This is a genomic window from Stutzerimonas kirkiae (assembly GCF_004327335.1).
In the GTDB taxonomy this organism is placed as follows: Bacteria; Pseudomonadota; Gammaproteobacteria; order Pseudomonadales; family Pseudomonadaceae; genus Stutzerimonas; species Stutzerimonas kirkiae.
Genome location: NZ_QJUO01000009.1, coordinates 21655 through 43870 on the forward strand (window position 1 = coordinate 21655; position 22216 = coordinate 43870).

Annotated in this window: 9 protein-coding genes and 1 pseudogene; 5 read left to right on the plus strand and 5 right to left on the minus strand. The window is 64.3% G+C overall.

Annotated elements, in window-relative coordinates; translation table 11 throughout:
• Positions 1 to 142: 142 nt before the first annotated feature.
• Entirely contained in the window at positions 143 to 1537 is a 1395-nt protein-coding gene (locus DNJ95_RS07115) for a nucleotide disphospho-sugar-binding domain-containing protein (protein WP_131184032.1), read from the minus strand.
• Between the two features lie 296 nt (positions 1538 to 1833).
• Here DNJ95_RS07115 and DNJ95_RS07120 point away from each other — a divergent pair, with 296 nt between their 5' ends.
• The 4 genes from DNJ95_RS07120 (at position 1834) to DNJ95_RS07135 (ending at position 5013) form a co-directional block, all read left to right on the plus strand.
• Positions 1834 to 2799, plus strand: coding sequence for a siderophore-interacting protein (locus DNJ95_RS07120; RefSeq protein WP_131184033.1), 966 nt, complete (start codon positions 1834 to 1836; stop codon positions 2797 to 2799).
• Positions 2800 to 2938: 139 nt separating this feature from the next.
• Positions 2939 to 3349, plus strand: coding sequence for a transcriptional regulator (locus DNJ95_RS07125; protein ID WP_131184034.1), 411 nt, complete (start codon positions 2939 to 2941; stop codon positions 3347 to 3349).
• Between the two features lie 97 nt (positions 3350 to 3446).
• Positions 3447 to 3896: a transcriptional regulator gene (locus tag DNJ95_RS07130; RefSeq protein WP_338069379.1), complete on the plus strand. Its 450-nt coding sequence runs from the start codon at positions 3447 to 3449 to the stop codon at positions 3894 to 3896.
• Between the two features lie 667 nt (positions 3897 to 4563).
• Positions 4564 to 5013 carry a transcriptional regulator gene (locus DNJ95_RS07135; RefSeq protein ID WP_131184035.1) on the plus strand — a complete coding sequence of 150 codons (450 nt, stop codon included), beginning with the start codon at positions 4564 to 4566 and terminating at the stop codon, positions 5011 to 5013.
• A 528-nt stretch (positions 5014 to 5541) separates the two neighbouring features.
• On the opposite strand, the gene DNJ95_RS07150 is transcribed toward DNJ95_RS07135, so the two are convergent.
• Positions 5542 to 6315 carry a thioesterase II family protein gene (locus DNJ95_RS07150; protein ID WP_131184036.1) on the minus strand — a complete coding sequence of 258 codons (774 nt, stop codon included), beginning with the start codon at positions 6313 to 6315 and terminating at the stop codon, positions 5542 to 5544.
• A gap of 4 nt (positions 6316 to 6319) precedes the next feature.
• Positions 6320 to 6571: an MbtH family protein gene (locus DNJ95_RS07155; protein ID WP_131184037.1), complete on the minus strand. Its 252-nt coding sequence runs from the start codon at positions 6569 to 6571 to the stop codon at positions 6320 to 6322.
• A 175-nt stretch (positions 6572 to 6746) separates the two neighbouring features.
• Here DNJ95_RS07155 and DNJ95_RS07160 point away from each other — a divergent pair.
• A pseudogene (locus DNJ95_RS07160) lies at positions 6747 to 7519 on the plus strand (Fic family protein); the annotation flags it as partial.
• A gap of 99 nt (positions 7520 to 7618) precedes the next feature.
• On the opposite strand, the gene DNJ95_RS07165 reads toward DNJ95_RS07160, so the two are convergent.
• Entirely contained in the window at positions 7619 to 9010 is a 1392-nt protein-coding gene (locus DNJ95_RS07165) for an aspartate aminotransferase family protein (RefSeq protein WP_131184038.1), read from the minus strand.
• 233 nt (positions 9011 to 9243) lie between these two features.
• Positions 9244 to 22125 carry a non-ribosomal peptide synthase/polyketide synthase gene (locus tag DNJ95_RS07170; protein ID WP_131184039.1) on the minus strand — a complete coding sequence of 4294 codons (12882 nt, stop codon included), beginning with the start codon at positions 22123 to 22125 and terminating at the stop codon, positions 9244 to 9246.
• Positions 22126 to 22216: the final 91 nt, after the last annotated feature.

Below are 22216 nucleotides of genomic sequence, written 5' to 3' on the forward strand. Positions count from 1 at the left end.
GACGTCTCAGCCACTTCCGCAGCAAGCATTTCTCTTTGCGAAAAAACAGTCGCGGCACAAATACAGGCACAAAGGAAAACCCTACAAAAACGTGCTGATTGCCACAGCCCCTGGCCGAGCAATCAGCGTGATATCCAGGGACTCAGACGGAATGCTTCTGGTGAAAATGCGTACCCCAGACCTTTCGCTCTACGGAACCCAGATTGCATTCAGCAGAGAGGAAACGCTCGATAAATTCAAGCCCAGCCAGGCAATCGGCTTGCTGTCGGAAATGGACTTGCATGCGTTTAGCTGCAGCACTGTATTGCTCTCCTTGTACCTCTTTCAATAAATCCAGAACCATTGCCGAAGTGACCTTGGTAAAATCTCCGCGTACCCCCATACCGTGGTGGACCAACCGTGCCGCATTGCCCAAACCGTCGTTACAGTACGGAAAAGCAATAACTGGCACACCGAAATAGCACGCCTCTCGAGTAGAACTGAACCCGGCATGGGTGATGAATATATCCGCCCGCTCCAACACTTCCAATTGGGGAACCTTTTTGACCAGGCGGATTCTTTCGGGCAGTTCCCCAAAACTCTCAATATCGGCGACATTACCAACCTGGACGATAGCCTGCAGATTTTCATGCTGTCGCAATGCCTCAATCACGGATACGAAAAGACCGCGGCCATTCCGGAACCATTCACTGTAAGTTCCCAGGGAGCAATAAACCAACGGCTTGCTCCGATCGAGATCACTCCAGTCGAATTCACCATCGCTGCGGGCTGTATCCACACAAGCACCGATATACGTCCGGTCATTGGACGCGACGAGTTGGGGAAAATCCAACTCCCTGGGAGCCACTACCAGTTCAGGCACGATCAGACGCGGCCCATATTCACCCCAGCGCAGGATCCCGCCCAACTGGCGTATCCGCTTAACGCCACTGGCTTGTGGCGGTAATGCATAAAATAGGGGAAATAACTTTTCATACATGAACAGATTGAAACGCGCCTTCAGGATGCAACGGCTCCAGGCGAACAGGTTGCGCAGGCGCACTTGCCAGCGCTCAGGATCTCCAGCGGGGATATCGGAAAATACCGGAGGCACCTGAAGGTTGAAGTAAGCCGCCAGGGTCGTACTAAAGGAAATCATGGGGACACCACTGCGCAGAGGCAGCTCGGCATAAGGCCAGATCAGAGGATCGAAGAGCACTAGTGCCGGATCGATCTCCGCAAATCTGGCCACACTGCGCTCCAGCAGAGCGCGCAATTCTCGTCGGTAGTAGCGAATGACCTTGCGGGTACGCCGCCAACGGCCAATAGCTCCAGGCTCAGGCTGCCCCTCCGGTGTTTTGATGAACTCCGGTTCAGGGACTTCTAGGCGTTCATAGTCGAACCCCTGAGCCTGCACATGTTCCTCGAAACGCTCCGGTCCACCATAAAGAATTCTATATCCCTGCTCCCGCAGACGGCGTGCCAGGGTGAAACTGGCGTTGTAGGCACTCGTTTCAGGCAGCAGCATAAAGAGGATCAGTGGGTTGTTCTGGCTCATGCGACGCTCCTAGGGATGTCCTGGACCAGAAACGAAAATCACTGATCAGTCTTTAGACAGATGGGGGAAAAAGCGCAATGTCACTATGTGATAGAGAGCGATCATCAGAGAAAACCCCACAAATCTTTCCGGTTTCATACATTCAGCAGTTAAATCACTAGAGCTATCATTCCGTATACGGCCGTAGCCGAGGGCAGAATGGCTTCTTGCAGCATTCCCTGAATACCCAGGCTAAATCCCGCAGCCTCCCCTGCGTATTCAAAATGTCATCCACCCTGACCACGGCAGGTTTTTCCATGGCATTCACGACTTCGCTCAGGCAGCGGCTGCAATCGCTTATCCATCGCACACTTCCCGCCAGGCCTCGCAGTTATCGGGTCTTCGATCTTCGGTTGAAGGAGCGCATCCTGCTCAGCCCTTCCCTGGCGCGTTTCGTCTTCACCGGCCCGGAAGTGGCGCGGATGCGCACGCTGGCGGCGGACCAGCGGGTCAAGCTGTTCTTCCCAGTCAGCGAAGGCACACCCCCCTCCCTGCCCCTCAATGGGGACTGGCACAAGGCGTTGCGTGCCCTGGAGCCGGGACAGCGGCCGGCCATGCGTACCTATACCATCCGCGCCTTGCGCAACGAGGCGGCCGAGGTGGATGTGGAGTTCGTGCTGCACGGCGACAACGGTCCAGCCTCGCGCTGGGCGGAGCATGCGGTGCCCGGCGACAGGTTGCAGATGGTCGCGCCCGATGCAGCCTTCGCTGGCGACCCCGGCGGCTATGAGTGGCAACCACCCGCAGGGGCCCGGCATATCCTGCTGATCGGCGACGAGACCGCGCTGCCGGCGATTGCCGGGATTCTCGAGAACCTCGCGGATGCCGGACATACGGCAGTGGTGCAAACCTTTATCGAAGTGCCCGAGCAGGCGGACCGGCGCGAGTTGGTGCGGCCAGCCAGCGCCCAGGTGGTCTGGCTGCCACGCAATGCGCACGGGCTTGGCCATGGCGAAGGCATGCAGAAGGCCGCGCGCGAGTTGGCGGTGCTACCGCTGTCGACCGCCCAGGTGGGCAAGCCCCAGCCCCTCGGCGAGGTGGATATAGAAACCCAGGTGCTCTGGGAACTGGCGCAACCGAATGACAGCGAGTTCTACGCCTGGATCGCCGGGGAGTCGGCGGCGGTGATGTCGATCCGGCGCTACCTGGTCGGCGAGCGCGGACTGGAGCGCAAGGCGATGTCTTTCATGGGCTATTGGCGCCTCGGCAGGGCTCTGGAATAGGGGCCTCGGCGCGTCTCGGAGAGAAAACCAGAAAAAAAGCACTTTGGGTCTGGATATTTTCTCAATTGAAAGCAATAATTCCAGACATCAAGGACCTAAAAGTTGAAATGCAATGGAAGCGGAATGCAGTGATGTTTCCATGAACGATAAAACCGAGTTTTCCGAACGCTTGCGTAGCGCCATGGCTGCTTCAGGCTATGCGCCCCGCCCCGCAGTCCTCAGGCGCGAATTCAACTCACGCTATTGGGGTAACCCCGTGACCTGCCAGGGCGCTTCACGCTGGCTGCGAGGGCTGTCCATTCCGTCCCAGGACAAACTGGTCGTTCTGGCGGAATGGCTATCCATAGAGCCGCAAATACTGCGTTTTGGCGGTGAAGTGACCGAACACACAGGAGAACAAAGCAACGACTGGGGCATTGATCTCCCACCGCAGGAGAAAGAAACGCTCGGTGCCTACCTTGGCCTTCCCGAGTCCAAGCGCCAGCTTGCACATGAACTCATCACATCGCTCGCAAAGCTTAGCCGCCACTGCGACCTTGATGACAAATGACCAATTAACGTATCGCTTCGGATATTTAACGTTCCGGATTAAAAATCCGGAACGTTAAATGGATGATACAACACCTGATTTCATGAAGAGGCTGTCAATGACTACCGAAACTACAGAGCCCAATGTCAATAGCAGTTCCGTGACGGAAAAGCTCGAATTCTCACAACGATTGCACGATGCCATGGAGGCTTCAGGCTATGCCTGCCGCCCAGGAGTTCTCGAACGCGAGTTCAATGCCCGCTACTGGGGCAAGCCGGTCACCTTCCAGGCGGTTTCCCGCTGGTTGCGCGGGCAATCGATTCCCGCCCAGGACAAGCTGCAGGTATTGTCCGAATGGCTGAATGTCGAACCCCAGGCCCTGCGCTTCGGCGACAAGGCGGTCAGCCGTATTCGTGAAAATCGTTCCCGTTGGGAAAAAGGCGAGCCGGCACATGAGCGCGCCACCATCGACGCTTATCTGAGCCTGCCACTGGAGCAGCGCAAGATCGCGCGCGAGGTGATCATGGCGCTGTCCAAACTGCACAAATTCGAGAGCAGCGTCAGGTAAGTGGAAGAATGCGGGAGGATCCTTGTGCATGACCTGTCGCCCGAGCCCCATATCCATCCACGGGAAGGTAAAGATGTGATCGGTCTCACAGGGCCGAACATCTCCACTTGCCCGGCGCCAGGGCACGGCTATTCTGCCGTCGTATGACTACCGATAGGCTATACCCCCGAAAGCGACCGGGCCCCTGGATGACGTATATCAGCATGCCCTGCCCAATGCCGCTTCCGACGGCAACCGCAGGTTAATGAGTGAAGCTGACCGGCGACATGGCAAGCCTGCCGATAATCGGCACCTCGGCAGGCGCCCCGGAATTGAGTGGCACAACGCACTTCGGAGAGCACTTCATTGAAAGATTCCGGAGCTGGCTACCCTTGACTGAAACAGTTAATTCCATAATATTAGAGCGTTGATATTCCATAACGGTGGAGGCATAACTCAATAAAGGCCGAATTTTCCGAGGCCTGCCTTGAGGCCATGGTGTGGTGTCAGGTTATGAGCCTCTCCCGCGATCCGCGAACGCGGTGTCATCGCAAGCCTTGCCAATCTGGCGGGCTCGCGCCCCCGGCAAGGAACAGGCAGGGCGTGCATCGATCTCCATTCAGCATTCCGGATAAAGACCAGAACGTTAAATGGAAAATCCAACACCAGATTCATGAAGGAGCAGTAAATGACCACTCAAGCTACAGAGCCCGACATCAATAGCAGTTCCAAAAACGAGAAGCTCGAGTTCTCCGAGCGTCTGCACAATGCCATGGAAGCTTCGGGCTATGCCTGCCGCCCGGGAATTCTCGAGCGAGAGTTCAACGCGCGCTACTGGGGCAAGCCGGTCACTTTCCAGGCGGTTTCCCGCTGGTTGCGCGGGCAATCGATTCCCGCCCAGGACAAGTTGCAGGTATTGTCCGAATGGCTGAATGTCGAGCCACAGACTCTGCGTTTCGGCGACAAGGCGGTCAGCCGTATTCGTGAAAATCGTTCCCGTTGGGAAAAAGGCGAGCCGGCACATGAGCGCGCCACCATCGACGCTTATCTGAGCCTGCCGCTGGAGCAGCGCAAGATCGCGCGCGAGGTGATCATGGCGCTCTCGAAATTGCACAAATTCGAGAGCAATGTCCGGTAAACACATTGCCGCGGATAAGTGTATTGAGCGGTACCGAGCTGACCCGTGCCAGCAGCGCGACGATACGTGCCAGGCTGCTGAAGGTCGGTGCGGCCGTCATCCGCAATCGCGGCGGGTGCACGCTCACCCAGTCCTGATTCCGCTCCCCAGCGCAGGCCTTTTTGTGGGGCCGATCTGACGTAACAAGCTCGCATAGGCCAAGGCAAGAGATACCGACTAACGTGGGATCGTCACGTGAACGCGAGCTTGCCTACCTGCTGCAAATCAACATGCTGGCGGGCAATCCACAAATCGTAGGTACTCTGCATAGCTAGCAGTGATCTCTCAGTAGGTTGCTCATCCGGGGCCGACCCGGAACACAGTGAAGTGCGACCAGCAGAGCCTTCCATGAGCCCCGAATGAGCAGCCATCAGAATGCTCGTTTAACACCTCATGGTCGAGGTTTGCTCGTACGCCGCATCCTCGACGGATAATGCGCGGAAGAAGCCGCATCGCACATTCACTGAACAATGTGGTTGGTTTATACAGCTAGATCCCTATAGGCAAGGCCGGTTGGGAGTGCCGCCGGGAGAGATGGTGCTTATGCCGGCGCAGGTCGACTTCCAGGTTAGCCCGGATGATACGTAGCACCTTGGATTCGTGCTCGTGGATAAAGAAATGCGCGCCGGCCAGCATATCCAGGGAAAAACTGCTGCCGCCCTCCAACTGCCAGGCGAGCAGTTGTTCCTGGGTAGCCTTGTCGTCGCGCCCGCCAAGGACATGGATAGGCACCTCCAGCTCGGGCCGTACCCGGTACTGGTACAGGCCGCACATGAGGAAATCGGCGCGCAGGATGGGCAGGGTCAGCGCCATCAACTCGGGGTTGTCCAGTACCTCTTCCGGCGTGCCTTGCAGGTCCCGCAGTTCGCTTTTCAGTTCATCGTCGCTCTTCGGGTCGGCGAAGCCCCGATCGTAATCTTCACGCCGGGTCGGCGCGGAGGTACCCGAGGCGATCAACGCCACCGGATCGGCCACGCCCCGTTCACGCAGCTCATGGGCCAGCTCGAAGGCCAGCAGCGCCCCCAGGCTATGGCCGAACAAGGCGTAGGGGCCATCCAGGCTAACAGCGACCTCCCTGGCCAGTTGCCTGGCCAGGGCGGACATATCCGTTTGCAACGGCTCGCCCAGGCGCGCCCCGCGCCCGGGCAACTCCACCGGATGAATATCAAGCCACTCCGGCACCTTGCGCCGCCAGCGGCTGTAGATCATGGCGCTGGCCCCCGAGTACGGCAGGCAGAACAGTTGCAGGCGTGGCGTGCTCATGGCGTCAGTGCACCGCCTCGGCTTCCTGCTCCTGTTTCTTGCGGGCCTGTTCTTCCATGTGCTTACGCAGGCTCAGCGGCCGCATATCGGTCCAGACCTCCTCGATGTATGCCAGGCACTCCTTCTTGAAGCCGCTCTTGCCGGCCTTGCGCCAGCCACGCGGAATCTCCTTGTAGTCGGGCCAGATGGAATACTGTTCTTCGTGGTTCACCACGACCTGGAACAGGATGTCTTCGCGATCGAATACCGATGTCATGCTATCTACTCCGTGGTTGCCAAACCCTGATGGGCGATCAACCTTGAGAACGAATCGGCTTGCGGAAAAATTAGAGTGTCCCGGACATTGGCGAGCGAGCGCAAATAATGCGCACAATCAGCCCAATCAATGAGCTGAATAAGGTTCTGAATCGGCTCGATAGGCGAGAAAACCGATGAACGCTCCCTATTGGATCTGTCAGCCCCCCGATGGTCACGTTTTGCCTGGCAGGATGCCTCGCCTTCCGCCCTGCTGCGCGCCGGCCCCGAGCCCGGGGATACCTGCTCGGCAGGCTCGGTGCGGTCAGTGGCGATATCGAGGCGCAGAGCAACCTGGACACCCTGCAACAGAATGTCATCGCATCATCAGCCATTGAAGGCGAACGGCTCAATGTCGGCTCGGTTTGTTCTTCCCCTGTCGACCTTGGGCTGGCAGAGGAAACTCGCCCTACGGCTCGCAGTGAAGGCTTGGCCAGGCTGTCATTCGATACCATCGACAGCACCAGGCGCCGCTTGTCCTGAAACGCTCTTTCCCGACGACAGCGGCCTGCTTGGCCACTTCCAGGTTGGCAGGCTACCTGGGGAGGATCCCATGCAAGAGGTTTCCGGTCGCCTGGAACGCCCCAGCGTGCATTTCCAAACGCAGCCACGTGCTGGAGTGGAAGAACACCTGGAGGCATTCCTCGCCTGGTTCGAGAACAGTCGCACGATGCCAGCCTCGACCCCTTGCTGCGTGCCGGCATCGCCCATTTCTGGTTAGTCACGCTCCACCCTTTCAACGACGGTAACATTCGTCTTAGCCGCGCCCTCACCCGACCTGGCGCTGGCCCAGAGCGAGCAGCAGGCTCGCCCGCTTCCATGCCATGTCAGCCAGTATCCTCGAGGACCGTGCCGGCTTTACCGTATCCTCGAAAGCAGCCAGAAAGGCACGCTGGACATCAGCCTGTGGGAGAAACTGGTGCGCAGTGGCGCCCTGGCGGGCACTACCCCCTCTTCCCCAGCCCTTCTCCCGAGGGGGAGAAGGGCGCTATAAAACAGCGCCAGGGTGTCAGCTCACCGCAGCCTGCACGGCCTTGGCGAAAATGCGGCTGACCTGGTCCACCTGCTCCACCGTGATGATCAGCGGCGGCAGGAAGCGTACGACGCAGCCATGGCGCCCGCCCAACTCCAGGATCAACCCGCGCTTGAGGCATTCGCGCTGGATACGGCTGGCCCGCTCGCCATCGGCGGGCGGATGGCCCAGGGCGTCCCGCTGCCCCTGCGGGTTCACCACCTCGACACCAAGCATCAGGCCACGCCCACGCACGTCGCCCAGTTGCGGGAATTGCGCCTGCAGCGCCAGCAGGCGCTCACGCAAGCGCCGCCCCATGGCCTCGGCGTGTTCGAGCAGGTTGTGTTCTTCTATATAGCGCATTACCGCCGAGCCAGCCGCCATCGCCATCTGGTTGCCACGGAAGGTGCCGGCATGCGCCCCCGGCTGCCAGGTGTCCAGCCAGTCGCGGTAGACCATCACCGACAACGGCAGGCTGCCGCCGATGGCCTTCGACAGCACCACCACATCCGGCATGATGCCGGCATGTTCGAAGGCGAACAGCTTGCCGGTACGGCCGAAGCCGGTCTGGATTTCGTCGACGATCAGCGGGATGCCCGCGCGGCTGGTGATTTCCCGCACACCGCGCAGCCAGGTGTCGCTGGCCGGGATCACGCCGCCCTCGCCCTGCACCACTTCCAGGATGACCCCGGCCGGCGGCTGCACACCGCTTTCCGGATCGCCGAGCAGGTTCTCCAGATAGCGCAGGTTGATCTCGACGCCCGCTTCGCCGCCCTGGCCGAATGGGCAGCGATAGTCATAGGGGAATGGCATGAACTGCACGCCATGGTCGAGCAAGGCCCCCAGCGGGATCTTCGCCTTGAGGTTGCCCATCAGGCTCAGCGCGCCCTGGCTCATGCCATGGTAGCCGCCCTGGAAGGCCAGCACGGTGCTGCGCCCAGTGGCGGTGCGCACCAGTTTCAACGCTGCCTCGACGGCATCGGTACCGGTCGGGCCGGTGAACTGGATTTTCGCCTGGCTGGCGAAGGCCGGCGGCAGTACCGCGAACAGGTCCTGGACGAAGCGGTCCTTGACCGGCGTGCTCAGGTCCAGGGTATGCAGCGGCAACTCGTCATTGAGCACCTGGCGGATCGCCGCGATCACCACCGGATGGTTGTGCCCCAGCGCCAGGGTGCCGGCACCGGCCAGGCAGTCGATGAACACTCGCCCCTCGACATCCTCGACATGGATGCCACGGGCGCGCTTGAGCGCCAGGGGAATGCGCCGGGGGTAGCTGCGGGCGTTGGACTCCTGCAGCTTCTGCCGCACCAGGATCGGGTTGTCTTCGAACTGGTAATGACGTTCCTCGTCTTCTACCAGCGGTTCGCTTTCCAGTATCGCGCTGCTCATGTCTGCATGTCTCCAGGGGAAGGGTCCATTCCTACGGGATTGAATCGGGGCATAAGGCCCATGCTGTCGAAGTCAGTGCTCACTCAAACCCTGAGCGGATTCGTAGGATGGGTTGAGCGCAGCGATACCCATCGAGTGCACGCCCTGGGTATCGCTGCGCTCAACCCAGGCTACGGAGAAGACCTCGGGACAAGGACGTTGAATCGGCGCAGTAGAGAGAGCAAAAGCATTCATCACAGGGCCTCCAGGCGCGCCATCAGGTCGTCGATGCGGCTGACCTTCTGTTCGGTCAGTTCGGCGCCTTCCAGCGTGTCGATATAGCGGGCCAGTTCCTCCACCGTCGCGCACTCGAACATCGCCCGCAGCGGTACCGCCCGTTGCAGGGTCTTCTGCACTCGCGAGGCGATCTGCGTCGCCAGCAGGGAATGCCCGCCGAGGTCGAAGAAGTTGTCCGTCACGCCCACCGCCTCGACACCGAGCACCTCGGCCCAGATCGTCGCCAGGCTGCGCTCCAGTTCGTTGCGTGGCGCCACATGGGCCTGCCCCGCAGCGAACTCGAAGGCCGGCAGGGCCTTGCGGTCCAGCTTGCCGTTGGCGTTGCGTGGCAGGCGCTGCAGGCGCTGCCAGTGGCGCGGCAGCATATATTCCGGCAGGCGTTGCAACAGGTGCCGCTTGAGCGACTCGCCATCCGGTTCATCCACGGCGACCAGGTAGCCGACCAGGTATTGCCCGCCAGCGCTGTTCTGCACCGCTACCGCCACGTCGTCGATATCCGGCAGTTCGCGCAGGCGTGCCTCGATCTCGCCCAACTCGATCCGGTAGCCACGGATCTTCACCTGGTGGTCGACACGCCCAATGTATTCGAGCACCCCGTCCAGGCGCCGCCGCGCCAGGTCGCCGCTGCGGTACAGGCGGCTGCCATCGGCGGCGAACGGATCGGGCAGGAAGCTCGCCGCCGTCCGTTGCGGATCGCCCAGGTAGCCGCGCCCGACGCCGGTGCCCGCGATGAACAGCTCGCTCTGCGCCAGCAGGGCGACTGGCAGCAATTCGTCGTCGAGCAGGTACAGGCGGTTGTTGTCGGTGGCGGTACCGATCGGCAGATAGGCGCCGCGGGTGGAGACTTCGTCGACGGCGAACAACGCGACGTCGTCCGAGCATTCCGCCGGCCCGTAGGCGTTCACCAGGGGCACCTGCGGATAACGCTGCAACCATTGCCGGGCCAGGTTCGGCGGCATCGCCTCGCCGGTGGGCAGCAGCCAGCGCAGGCTGCCCAGGTTCTCCACGCCCTCGCCCAGCAGGCCCTGGATCAGTGCGGGAACGCTTTCCAACACACTGATGCCAGTTGCCGCCACATGCCGCAGCAAGGCGGCGGGGTCCTGGGCGATTTCATCGGGAACGATATCCACCCTGGCCCCGCACAAGGCCGCGGTAAGGAATTGCCAGACGGAAATATCGAAGCTCTGGGAGGCGGTCTGGGCGATCACATCGCTCGCCTCCAGCCCCAGGCAGGGAATCTTGCTCAACTGGTTGTTGAGCATGCCCGCCTGCTGCACCATCACGCCCTTCGGCTCGCCGGTGGAGCCCGAGGTATAGATGACATAGGCCAGGTGCTCGCCACCGACCTCGATGGCCGGCGCCCGCGAATCCTCTTCGCCATCCCAGACCAACAGAGTCGGCGCGTCCTCCCAATCGGCCAGCAGCGCCTCGGCCTGCGCCTGGCACGCCAGGCTGCACACCAGCAACGGCGCATGGCTGGCGCGCAGGATATGCCCGAGCCGCCGGGCCGGATGGGCCGGATCCAGCGGCAGGTAGCCGGCACCGGCCTTGAGGCTGCCGACGATCATGCCCAGCAGCGGCAGGCCACGCTCGGCCAGCAGTGCCACCGGCACGTCCTCGCCGACGCCAGCCTGGTGCAGGCGTTTGGCAAGATGGTTGGCCTTGTGGCTGAGTTGCCGGTAGGTCCACTGTTCGCCCTGGCAGGACGCCGCGATGGCCTGTGCGTGACGCGCCGCCTGCTCTTCGAACAGATGGGCATAGCCTTGCTGCAACGGGTAGTCCCGCGCCGTACGGTTGCAGCTCTCCAACAATTGCCGGCGCTCTTCCTCGGCCAGCAGCGGGATATCGGCGAAACGCCCATCGAAATGCTCGCCCAGCGCCAGCAGCAAGCGCTGGAAGTCCGCCAGCAGGCGGGCGATGGTCGGTTCGTCGAAGAAGCGCCGGTCATAGGACAGGTGCAGCCCCAGTTCGTCGCCCGGATAGCAGACCACGGTCAGCGGGTAGTTGGTGTGGGTCCGCCCGGACTCGGAGCGGGCATTCAGGCTTTGCGCGCCGTCCAGCACGGAGGCGTCCACCGGCGCGTTCTCGAACACGAACAGGCTGTCGAACAGCGGCTGGCCCTTGGGCAGTTCGCTGCACTGCTGGATATCCACCAGGGGCAGGTGCTCGTGCTCGCGCAGCTCCAGGTTGCGCTCGAACAGTCGTTGCAGCCACTGGCCCACGCCCAGCTCCTCGCCGGCCTCGGGCATGGCGACCCGCACCGGGATGCTGTTGATGAACAGCCCGACGCACTGCTGCATCTGCGGCAGGCTCGCCGGGCGCCCGGCCACGGTCACGCCGAACAACACGTCGCGCTCGCCGCCGTAACGCCGCAGCACCAGGGCCCAGGCCGCCTGGGCGAAGGTGTTGAGCGTCAGCCGGTGGCGCTGCGCCAGCTCGCGCAGGTGCGCGCCCTGCTTGCGGCTAAGGCGGCTGTGCAGGTCGCCCACCAGCATGCCGCCGTTGTCGTGCAGGATCGGCCGGTCGCTGGGGATATGGCTCGGCCGCTCGAAGCCGGCCAGCAGCTTGCGCCAGTAGTCCCGCGTCGGCTCCAGACCCTGGCGTTGCAGCCAGGCGATGAAGTCACGGTAGCGCGGCGGGTTGTCCAGGCTCGCTACGCGCCCCTCGCCCAGGGCCTGGTAGATGGCCAGGAAGTCCCCCATCAGGATCGAGCGGCACCAGGCGTCGATCAGGATGTGGTGGTTGCTCATGATGAACCAGTGGCGCCCCGCCCCCAGGCGGATCAGCCGCAGGCGCAGCGGCGGACGCTGCAGCAGGTCGAAGCCAGACAGACGTTCCTCCTCCAGCAGCGCCTGCAGGCGCGACTCGTGCCCATCCTCCGGCAGGCCGCTCCAGTCGAGGAACTCGACGCCGTCGCCAGCGCCGCGATGGATCACCTGCAGCATCTGTTCGCCGGCATTCCAGCAGAAGGACGCGCGCAGGGCTTCATGACGCGCCACCACTGCTCGCCAGGCTTGCTCGAAGCGAGCAACGTCGATGGCGCTGTCGATCCGGTAGCGGTCCTGCATGAAATAGATGCCGGTGCCCGGTTCCAGCAGGGTGTGCAGCAGCAGGCCTTCCTGCATCGGCGTCAGCGGGTAGATATCCTCGATCTGCCGGTAAGGCAGCGGCAAGGCGTCGAGTTGTGTCTGTTGCAGATGCGCCAGGGGGAAGTCGGAAGGCGTGATACCGCCGTTGCCCGACACCAGGCAGTGCTCGATCAGCCCGCGCAGTTCGATCTGGTAGCTCTCTGCCAGGCGCTGGACGGTCTCGGCCCGGTACAGGCGCTCGCTGTAGGTCCAGCGCAGCGACAGTTGCCCGCCCAGCACCTGGCCGTCGATGGTCAGCCAGGCGTTCAATGGCGCCTCGCCATCGTGCTGGCTGCCGGCCGGCTCCAGCGACGGCGCGAACAGAGCCGCGTCGCCGAAGCCCTGGTCGAGCTGCCCCAGGTAATTGAAGGTGACCCGCGCCTCGGGCAGGCGCGCCATGGCGGCGCGGCACTCGTCGTCCGCCAGGTAGCGCAGCACGCCGTGGCCAAGGCCCTTGTGCGGCACCTCGCGCAGTTGCTCCTTGATCGCCTTGAGGCTGGAGCCAGGCTCCGCCGCCGGCGTCAATCGTAGCGGATAGGCGCTGGTGAACCAGCCGACGCTGCGGCTGAGGTCGATGTCCTCGAACAATTCCTCGCGGCCATGCCCTTCCAGTTGCAGCAGGGCACTGGCCTGCCCGCTCCAGGCGCACAAGGTACGCGCCAGGGCGGTCAGCAGCAGGTCCTCGACACGGGCGCGGTAGCTTTGTGGCGCCTGTTGCAGCAAGTTGCGGGTGGTCTCGATATCCAGCGTCAAGGTCAGGCTGCGGGCATGCCGCTGCAGATTTTCCCCAGCGCGGAAATCGCAGGGCAGATCGCTGCACGCGTCCTCCAGATGCTGCTGCCACCAGCCCAGTTCCTCGCGCAGCGACTCGCTGCCGGCATAGGCGCGCAGGCGTCCGGCCCATTCGCCGAGAGCGCTGGTACGGGCCGGCAGTTGCGCCGGCTCGCCGCGTTCGAACTGCCGGTAGAGCCGCTGCAGGTCTTCCAGCAGCACCCGCCAGGACACCCCGTCGACGGCCAGATGGTGGATCACCAGCAGCAGCCGGTCCGGGGTACCCGGCACCAGTAGTGCCCGCAGCAGTGGCCCGTGCTGCAGGTCGAGGCTGCGCTGGAGTTCCTCGAACAGCTCTGGCCGCGCCTCGTCGGCCAGCCGCAGCAGGCCCGCTTGTTCCTCCGGCGCCCGGTATTCGGCGCGCCATTCGCCTACCTCGTCGCGACGGAAGCCCAGGCGTAGCGCATCGTGGTGTTCCAGCAAGGCTTGCAGGGCCTGCTCCAACCATTCCGGTTGCAGGGTTTCCCGGCTTTGCAGCAGCAGCGACTGGTTCCAGTGCTGGCGGTAAGGCATGGGCTGCTGGAAGAACCAGTGCTGGATCGGCGTCAATTCGCTCGGGCCAGTGACGGGCCCACGCGCCACTGCCATCACCGCGTCCAGCCGTGCCGCCGCGGCCAGGGTGCGCACGCTCTGGTGCTGGAACAGGTCCTTGGCGCTGAACTGGATACCGGCCTGGCGCGCCCGGCTGACCACCTGGATCGACAGGATGGAGTCGCCACCCAGGGCGAAGAAGTTGTCGTCGATACCCACGGCGGCGACACCCAGCACGCCCTGCCAGATCTCCGCCAGGGCCTGTTCGGCGGCATTGCGCGGCGCCTGGTAGTGCTGCCGCGCCACGCTCAGGTCCGGCGCGGGCAGGGCCTTGCGGTCCAGCTTGCCGTTGCTGCTCAAGGGGAATTGCGGCAGGACCAGCAGGTGCGCCGGCACCATATACTCGGGCAAGCGCTGTGCCAGGTGCTGGCGGAGGGATTCGCGCAGCGCGTCCTCGTCGAGGCCATCGCCTTCAGCGCTCACATAGCCCACCAGTTGCTTGCCCGACGGCCCGTCCAGCGCCAGTACCGCCGCCTCGCGCACCCGCTCGTGCTGCAACAGGCTGGCCTCGATCTCGCCCAGTTCGATACGGAACCCCCTCACCTTGACCTGCTGGTCGATGCGACCCTGGTATTCCAGTTGCCCATCGGCCCGCTGGCGCACCAGGTCGCCGGTGCGGTACATGCGCCCGCCCTCGGCCACACTGAAGGGGTCGGCGAATGGATCGGCAAGAAAGCGTTCGGCGCTCAAGCCCGGACGCTCGTGGTAGCCACGGGCCAACCCGTAGCCGCCAACGTACAACTCGCCGGTGGCTCCGGCCGGCAACAGCGCCAGGTCCTCGTCCAGGACATAGAACCGGCGTGCGCCGACCACCCGCCCGATGGGAATGCCGCTGCGGCCATCGCCCTCGACGACAGAGGCCAGCGGCATCACCACGGTTTCCGTCGGGCCATAGGCATTGAACACCTGTTGCGGCGCGAAGGCCTCGCGCAGGCCTTGCAGGTGCTCGGGCGTCAGCGCCTCGCCACCGGTGATGCACAGGCGCACCGGCAGCGAAGTACCCTGCCCGGCCAGCCACTGCGCCAACTGGTTGCCGTAGCTCGGCGTAAAGCCCAGTACATTGATCCGCCGCTCGTGGATCAGCCCGCAGATTTCCTCGGCATCCCATTGCCCCGGCTCGCGCAGTACCACTTCGGCGCCGAACAGCAGCGGTACCAGCAGGCGCTCGCTGGCGGCATCGAAGTTGATCGAATAGAAATGCAGTTCGCGGTCCGCGCCCGTGGTACCGAACAAGTGGCCCACCGCCTGGCAGTGCATCGCCAGCGCCCCCTGCTGCACCGCCACGCCCTTGGGCAGGCCGGTCGAGCCGGAGGTGTAGATCAGGTAGGCCAGGTGCCCGGGCTGGCCGAGCCGTGGCGGGTTTTCCTGTGGATAGGCGAGCAGTTGCCGGCCTTCGCTTTCCAGGCTCCAGGGGATGACCGCCGCCGGCAGCGGCGCCAGGGTTGCCAGCAGATCGTCATGGCCGAGCAACAGGGCGATGCCGCTGTCCTCGATCATGTAGCGCAGGCGCTCCAGTGGGTATTCCGGGTCCAGCGGCACATAGGCGCCACCGGCCTTGAGCACCGCCAGCAGGCCGACCACCATGTCCAGCGAGCGGCGCAGCGCCAGCCCTACCCGCACCTCCGGGCCGACGCCCAGTTCGCGCAGGCGATGGGCCAGGCGGTTGGCGTGCCGGTTCAACTCGCCATAGCCCAGGGACTGCCCGGCGCAGGTCAGCGCCAAGGCATCCGGGCTGGCCTCGGCCTGGCGCTCGAACAGTTCCGCCACGCTCGTCTGCGCCGCGTCCAGCGCCTCGCCCTGGCCATTATCCAGCAAGCGCTGGCGCTCCGCGTCATCCAACAGCGGCAGATCGCACAGGCGCGCCTGCGGATCGTCGAGCATGCCCCGCAGCAATCGTTGCCAGTGATCGGCCATGCGCTGGATACGCTCGGCATCAAACAGGTCCTGGCTGTAGGTCAGGCAGCAGCGCAGTTGCTCATCGAAATCCGTGACTTCCAGGTTGAGGTCGAACTTGGTCGCCCGCGCATCGTTGACCAGGTAGTCCACCTGCAGGCCGCCCGCCAGGGTCCGGCGTTGCTGGAATTCCCAACGCTGCACGTTGCACATCACCTGGAACAACGGGTTCCAGGCGGCACTGCGCTGCGGTTGCAGGGCCTCGACCAGGTGGTCGAAGGGCACGTCCTGGTGCGCCTGGGCCTCGAGGGCGACCTGGCGCACCTGCTCCAGCAGTTCCGCGACGCGCATCTGCCCGTGGGGGCGGATACGCAGCACCTGGGTATTGAGGAAAGCACCGATCAGCCCTTCGCTTTCCGGGCGGATGCGGTTGGCCTGGGGCACGCCGATACGCAGGTCGTCCTGCCCCGAGTAGCGATAGAGCAGCACCGCCAGAGCGGCGCTCATGGTCATGAACAGGGTCAGGCCACGGCTGTTGTTGAAGCCGATGACCCGCCGAGCCAGCGCCGGGTCCAGGTCGAAGCGATGCAATTCGCCGGCATGGCTCTGCACCGCCGGCCGTGGCCGGTCGCTCGGCAGCGCCAGCAACGGCTGCTCACCGCCCAGTTGCCCGCGCCAGTAGTCCAGTTGCCGCCGCATCTCGCCCGCTTCCAGCCACTGGCGATGCCAGGCGCTGTAGTCGAGGTATTGCACCGGCAAGGGCGCCAGGGGCGACTCGCGCCCTTCCAGGAAGGCGCCATAGAGCGCGGCCAGTTCGCGGGCGAAGATGTCCATGGCCCAGCCTTCGGTGACGATATGGTGCAGCGTCACCAGCAGGTGGTGCTCCTGCTCGCCACTGCGTACCAGGCAGGCGCGCAGCAACGGGCCTGTCTCCAGGTCGAACGGCTGATGCGCCTGCTCCTCGGCCAGGGCCTGGATACGCGCCTGGCGCTGCGCCTGCGGCAGCTCGCCGAGGTCCAGTCGTTGCAGTGTTACATCACTGTCCGCCCGCACCCGTTGCCAGGGTTTGCCATCCTCCGCCGGGAAGGTGGTGCGCAGGCTTTCATGGCGCTGGATCAACCCCTGCAACGCGCGTTCGAAGGCTTCCACATCCAGTGGGCCGCTCATGCGCGCCATGCCGCCGACGTTATAGGCCGGGCTGTGCGGGTCGAGCTGCCAGAGGAACCACATGCGCTGCTGGGAGTAGGACAACGGCAACCGCTGGCTACGATCCACCCGTGGGATCGTAGCCCAGCCATCGGCCTGGCCCTCCGCTTGCGCGCGGGCCACCCGCTGCGCGAAGTCCTCCAGACGCCGTGCCTCGAACAGGCTGCCCAGCGGCAGGTCGACGGCGAACGCCTGGCGCGCCCGCGAGACGATGCGGGTGGCCAGCAGCGAATGCCCGCCCAGCTCGAAGAAATCATCGTCCAGGCCGATCGCCGGCACATTCAGCACTTCGCTCCAGATCGCCGCCAGGCTGCGCGCCGGCTCCTCGAGCGCCTCGCGGAAGGCTCGCCGCACCAGCTCCGGGCGCGGCAAGGCACGCCGGTCCAGCTTGCCCGCCGAGGTCACCGGCAGCGCTTCCAGGCAGAGGATATGCGCCGGTCGCATATAATCCGGCAGGCTGTGACCGAGTGCCTGGCGCACCTGTTCGACCAGCGCATCGGCATCCAGCGCAGCACCGACCAGATAAGCCAGCAGGCGTGCGTCACCATTTCCTTCGTCGAGGATTACCGCTGCCTGGCGCACTCCCGGCTGCTTCAGCAACTCGGCGCGGATTTCTTCCAGTTCGATACGGAAGCCGCGCAACTTCACCTGTTCATCGAGGCGACCGAGGTACTCCAGCACACCGTCGCCACGCCAGCGCGCCAGATCGCCGCTGCGGTAAATCCGCCGGCCATCGGCCGTCGGCAGGAAACGCTCGGCGGTCAGCCCCGGTTTGCCCAGGTAGCCCCGCGCCAGCCCCTGGCCGCCAATGTTCAGTTCGGCCACCGCGCCGATGGGCGCCAGTTGCCCGCTGCCGTCATGCACTTCGCACGAAACATTGGCCAGCGGGCGACCGATCGGCATCCGCGCGCCCGGCTCGCCACCGCAGGGCCAATGGGTCACGTTGATGGTGCTTTCCGTCGGCCCGTAGCGGTTGTGCAATACCGCCTGCGGCAGACGTTCCGAGGCGCGCCGGGCCAGCGCCGGCGGCAGCGCCTCGCCCCCGGCGAACAGCAGGCGCAAGTCGTGGCACGCGCCAACCTCCGGTTCATCGAGGAACAGTTGCAGCAACGGCGGCACGAAATGCACCGCAGTCACCCCATGCTCGCGGATCAGCCGCACCAGGCTGCGCGGGTCGCGGTGCTGGCCGGCACCCGCCAGGACCAGGCGAGCGCCACAGAGCAGCGGCAGCAGGCATTCCCACAGCGAAACGTCGAAGCCCAGCGGCGCCTTCTGCAGGAATACGTCGCCAGGACCGAAGGCATATTCCCGCTGCATCCAGTCCAGCCGGCTGGCCAGCCCGCCATGGGTCAGGCCGACGCCCTTGGGCTGACCGCTGGAGCCGGAGGTGTAGATCACATAGGCGAGGTTGCCAGGGTGCAGCACCAGTTCCGGCGACGTGTCCGGCCAGTCGTCGAGCGCCAGTTCGTCGATGGCGACAGCCGGCACCCCGCCCGGCAGGCCTTCGAGGCTGGCACGCTGGCCAAGCAGCAGCGCCGCGCCGCTGTCCTCGATCATGTAGTGCAGGCGCTCGCGGGGATAGTCCGGGTCCAGCGGCAGGTATACGCCACCGGCCTTGACGATGCCCAGCAGCGCCACCATCAGTTCGATGGAGCGCTCGGCGAATAGCCCTACGCGCACTTCGGCGCCCACACCGAGGCTGCGCAGGTAATGGGCCATGCGGTTGCTGCGGCGCTCCAGGGTGGCGTAGTCCAGTGTCGTCTCCGCCGCGACCAGGGCGATGGCCTGCGGAGTGGCCTGGGCCTGTTCCAGCAGCCGCTGGGGCAACAGGCTTGGGGATTGTTCGAGGGGGTGGAAGGACCAGCCCTGCAATTGCTTGCGCTCCTGCGCGGGCAGCAGCGGCAGGTCGTCCAGTGCCTGTTGCGGCTGTTCGCAGACCTGCTCCAGCAACCGCCGCAGGTGTTCGGCCAGGCGCTCGATGGTGGCGCTTCCGAACAGCTCGACGGCGTAGTCGAAGGACAACCGTATGGTTCCCTGGGTGTTTTCCTCGCTGTGCAGTTGCAGATCGTACTTGGCTTCGCGGCTGTGCCAGGGCAGTTCCTCGGCGAGCAATCCCGGTAGCCGGCGCAGGGCGCCGTTGTCACGCTGCAAGTGGTTGAACATCACGCTGAACGGCTCGCCATCCAGTTCGGCGGCCACCCGCTCGAAGTCGATATCCTGGTTGGCCTGGGCCTCGACGACCCGCTCGTGCAACGCCTCCAGCAGGCTGGCGAAGCTCTGCCGGCCATCAAGGCGACTGCGCAGCACCTGGGTGTTGATAAAGAAGCCGACCAGCCCCTGGGTCTGCCGTTGCCGACGGTTGGCGTTGGGCACACCGACGCGGATGTCGGTCTGCCCGCCATAGCGGTACAGCAGGGTCTGAAAGGCGGCCAGCAGCAGGGTGAAGGTGGTCGTCCCCTGTGCCTCGGCCAGTTGCCGCAGGCGGCCGCAGAGTGGCTTGTCCAGGCGCAGGCTGAAGCGCTCGGCGGCGGATTGTTCGTGCTTGCGCGGATAGTCGGAAGGCAGGTTCAAGGGCTGCGCCTCACCGTCCAGCGCTTGCCGCCAATACTCCAGTTGCCGCGCCAGATGCGGATCGTCGCTATTGCGCTGCCAACAGGCATAGTCGGCGTACTGGATCGGCAGGGCCGGCAACTGCGCCACCTGCCCCTGGCTGAACGCGGCGTACAACTGCGCGAACTCATCCAGCAGGATGCCCAGGGACCAGCCGTCGGCGATGATATGGTGCAGGGTCACCAGCAGCAGATGGTCCTGCTCGTCCAGGCTCACCAGCTTGATACGCAGCAATGGCCCATGCTCGAGGTCGAAACGGGTCCTGGCCTCTTCTTCCTGGATCACCCGGGCCCGCCGTTCGCGCTGCTCCAGCGGCCATTCCTCCAGGCTTTCGTAGAGCAGCGGGCAATCGCCCTGCTCCAGCACGCACTGCAAGCCATTGCCATCGGCATCCCGGGCAAAGTGCGTACGCAGGGACTCATGCCGTTCGATCAGTGTTTCGAAGGCTTGCTGTACCGCCTCGACATCCAGCTCGCCGCGCAAGCGCAGACCACCCGGAATGTTGTAGGCGACGCTGTCCGGTTGCCGTTGCCAGAGGAACCACAGGCGATTCTGCGCCGGGGATTGCGGCAGTGACTGCCGGCGGTCGGCCAGGGGAATGCGCTCGGCGGACAGTGCGCCCTCACGACGCTGCTCGACGCAGGCGCTGAACGCGGCCAGGGTCGGGTTCTCGTAGAGATCGCGCAGTTCCACGGAGGCGGCCAGTTCGTCACGGACTTCCGCCAGCATCTGCACCGCCAGGATCGAGTTGCCGCCGCAGGCGAAGAAGCTGGCCTGCTCGTCGATAGACTCGAGCTTGAGGAACTGGCGCCAGTAACCCGCAACCCGCTCGCCGATACTCAGCCGCGCTTCCGCTGCCTGCGCAGGCAGCAGCGGGGTTTCGCCAAACTCCCCGAGCGCCACCGGCACCAGTTCGCCGCTCTGCAACAGCTTGCGGCAGGCACTGCGCTGCAGCTTGCCGCTGGAAGTCTTCGGCAGAGTGCCGGGGTCGAGCAGCGCCACCAGCGCCGGCGACTCATGGTGGACATCCGCCACCGTGTCACGAATCTGCGCCAGCAATTGCTCCAGTGGCTGCTGCTTCTGCACCCGGCGGCCGATCTCGGCGGCCACGGCGAAGCCTTCCTCGCCCTCCTGCTGCATCGCGAAAACCGCCACCCGCCCCTTGCGTACAGCCTCGACCTGTTGCTCGACGGTACGCTCGATATCCTGCGGGTAGAGGTTCTGCCCACGGATGATCAGCATGTCCTTCAGTCGGCCGCTGACATACAACTCGCCCCGGTGCATGAAACCCAGGTCGCCGGTCCTCAGCCAGGTACGCCCGTCACGCAGCGGGAAGCTTTCCGCGCTGGCCTGGGGGTTGCGCCAGTAACCCTGGGCAATGCTCGGCCCGCTGCTCCAGACTTCACCAACGCGGTCATCGGACAGCACCTCGCCGCTCTGCGGGTCGACGATCATCAACGGGTGCCCCGGCTGCAGCCAACCACAGCTCATCAGCACCGTTCCGGTACCCGCGGCGGCACGATTTTCCGCCAGTGCCGCGCCATCCAGGCCCAGGCTGCCGATGCCCTGCCCCGGGCGCCCGCCAGTGACGAACAGAGTCGCTTCCGCCAACCCGTAGCTGGCCAGGTAGGATGCCGAACGGAAACCACAGGCGGCGAAACGCTCGGCAAAGTCTTGCAGGCTGTCCTGGCGAATCGGCTCGGAACCGGAAAAGGCCACTCGCCAGTGCGACAGCTCGAGCCCGCCCAGCTTGCTCTCGGCAATCCGCTCATGGCACAGCCGGTAGGCGAAATCAGGACCGCCGCTGATGGTGCCGCGGTAGCGGCTGATCGCTTCCAGCCAGCGCAGTGGCCGTTCGAGGAAATACTGGGGCGACATCAGCACCACCGGGATGGCGCTGTAGATACCCTGTAGCAGCCCGCCGATCAGCCCCATGTCGTGGTACAGCGGCAGCCAACTGACGATCACATCGTCCTCGCCGATCTCATACCCCTGGCGGATCAGCCACTCGTTGGCTTCCAGGTTGCCCTGGCTGACCTGCACGCCCTTGGGGGTCGCGGTCGAGCCCGAGGTGTACTGCAGGAAAGCGATACTGTCGGCGGCCACCGGCTCGCCCTGCCAGCCATGGCCCAGTTCGTCCGCCAGCAGGTCCACGGCCAGCAGTGCGGGCAAGGGCGTCGGCAGGCTTTGCAGCGGTGCTTGCAGTTCGGTGATGGTCAGGATCAGCGCCGGCTCGGCATCCTCGATGATCGACAGCAACCGCCCCAGGTGCTGTGGTCGCGAAGACTCCGGCGGATAGGCCGGCACCGCGATGACCCCGGCGTACAGGCAGGCGAAGAATGCGGCGACGTATTCCGGGCCGCTGGGGAACAGCAGCAGCGCCCGGTCGCCGGGCGCCGCCCGCTCGCACAGGGCCGCGGCGATGGCCCGTGCCCGCTGGTCCAGTTGCCGGTAGCTCAGCACCAGCTCGCCCTCCTCTGCACCGCCCAGGAAACGCAGTGCCGTGTGGTCCGGCCGGGAATGCGCATGGCGCATCAAGGCATCGGCCATGGAAAGCGGGCGTACGAAGGTGTTCGTCATGGGCTGTACCTGTCCCTGAAATCGGTGCAAGAGCGGTCGACAGGCGAGCCGTCGACCCGAGTCGTTGATGCAGGGAAAACGAAGCAGGGGG

Excerpts from the sequence above, each read along its gene's own strand:
- DNJ95_RS07115 (WP_131184032.1), bottom strand. The coding sequence starts at position 1,537 with ATGAGCCAGAACAACCCACTGATCCTCTTTATGCTGCTGCCTGAAACG.
- DNJ95_RS07120 (WP_131184033.1), top strand. The coding sequence starts at position 1,834 with ATGGCATTCACGACTTCGCTCAGGCAGCGGCTGCAATCGCTTATCCAT.
- DNJ95_RS07125 (WP_131184034.1), top strand. The coding sequence starts at position 2,939 with ATGAACGATAAAACCGAGTTTTCCGAACGCTTGCGTAGCGCCATGGCT.
- DNJ95_RS07130 (WP_338069379.1), top strand. The coding sequence starts at position 3,447 with ATGACTACCGAAACTACAGAGCCCAATGTCAATAGCAGTTCCGTGACG.
- DNJ95_RS07135 (WP_131184035.1), top strand. The coding sequence starts at position 4,564 with ATGACCACTCAAGCTACAGAGCCCGACATCAATAGCAGTTCCAAAAAC.
- DNJ95_RS07150 (WP_131184036.1), bottom strand. The coding sequence starts at position 6,315 with ATGAGCACGCCACGCCTGCAACTGTTCTGCCTGCCGTACTCGGGGGCC.
- DNJ95_RS07155 (WP_131184037.1), bottom strand. The coding sequence starts at position 6,571 with ATGACATCGGTATTCGATCGCGAAGACATCCTGTTCCAGGTCGTGGTG.
- DNJ95_RS07165 (WP_131184038.1), bottom strand. The coding sequence starts at position 9,010 with ATGAGCAGCGCGATACTGGAAAGCGAACCGCTGGTAGAAGACGAGGAA.
- DNJ95_RS07170 (WP_131184039.1), bottom strand. The coding sequence starts at position 22,125 with ATGACGAACACCTTCGTACGCCCGCTTTCCATGGCCGATGCCTTGATG.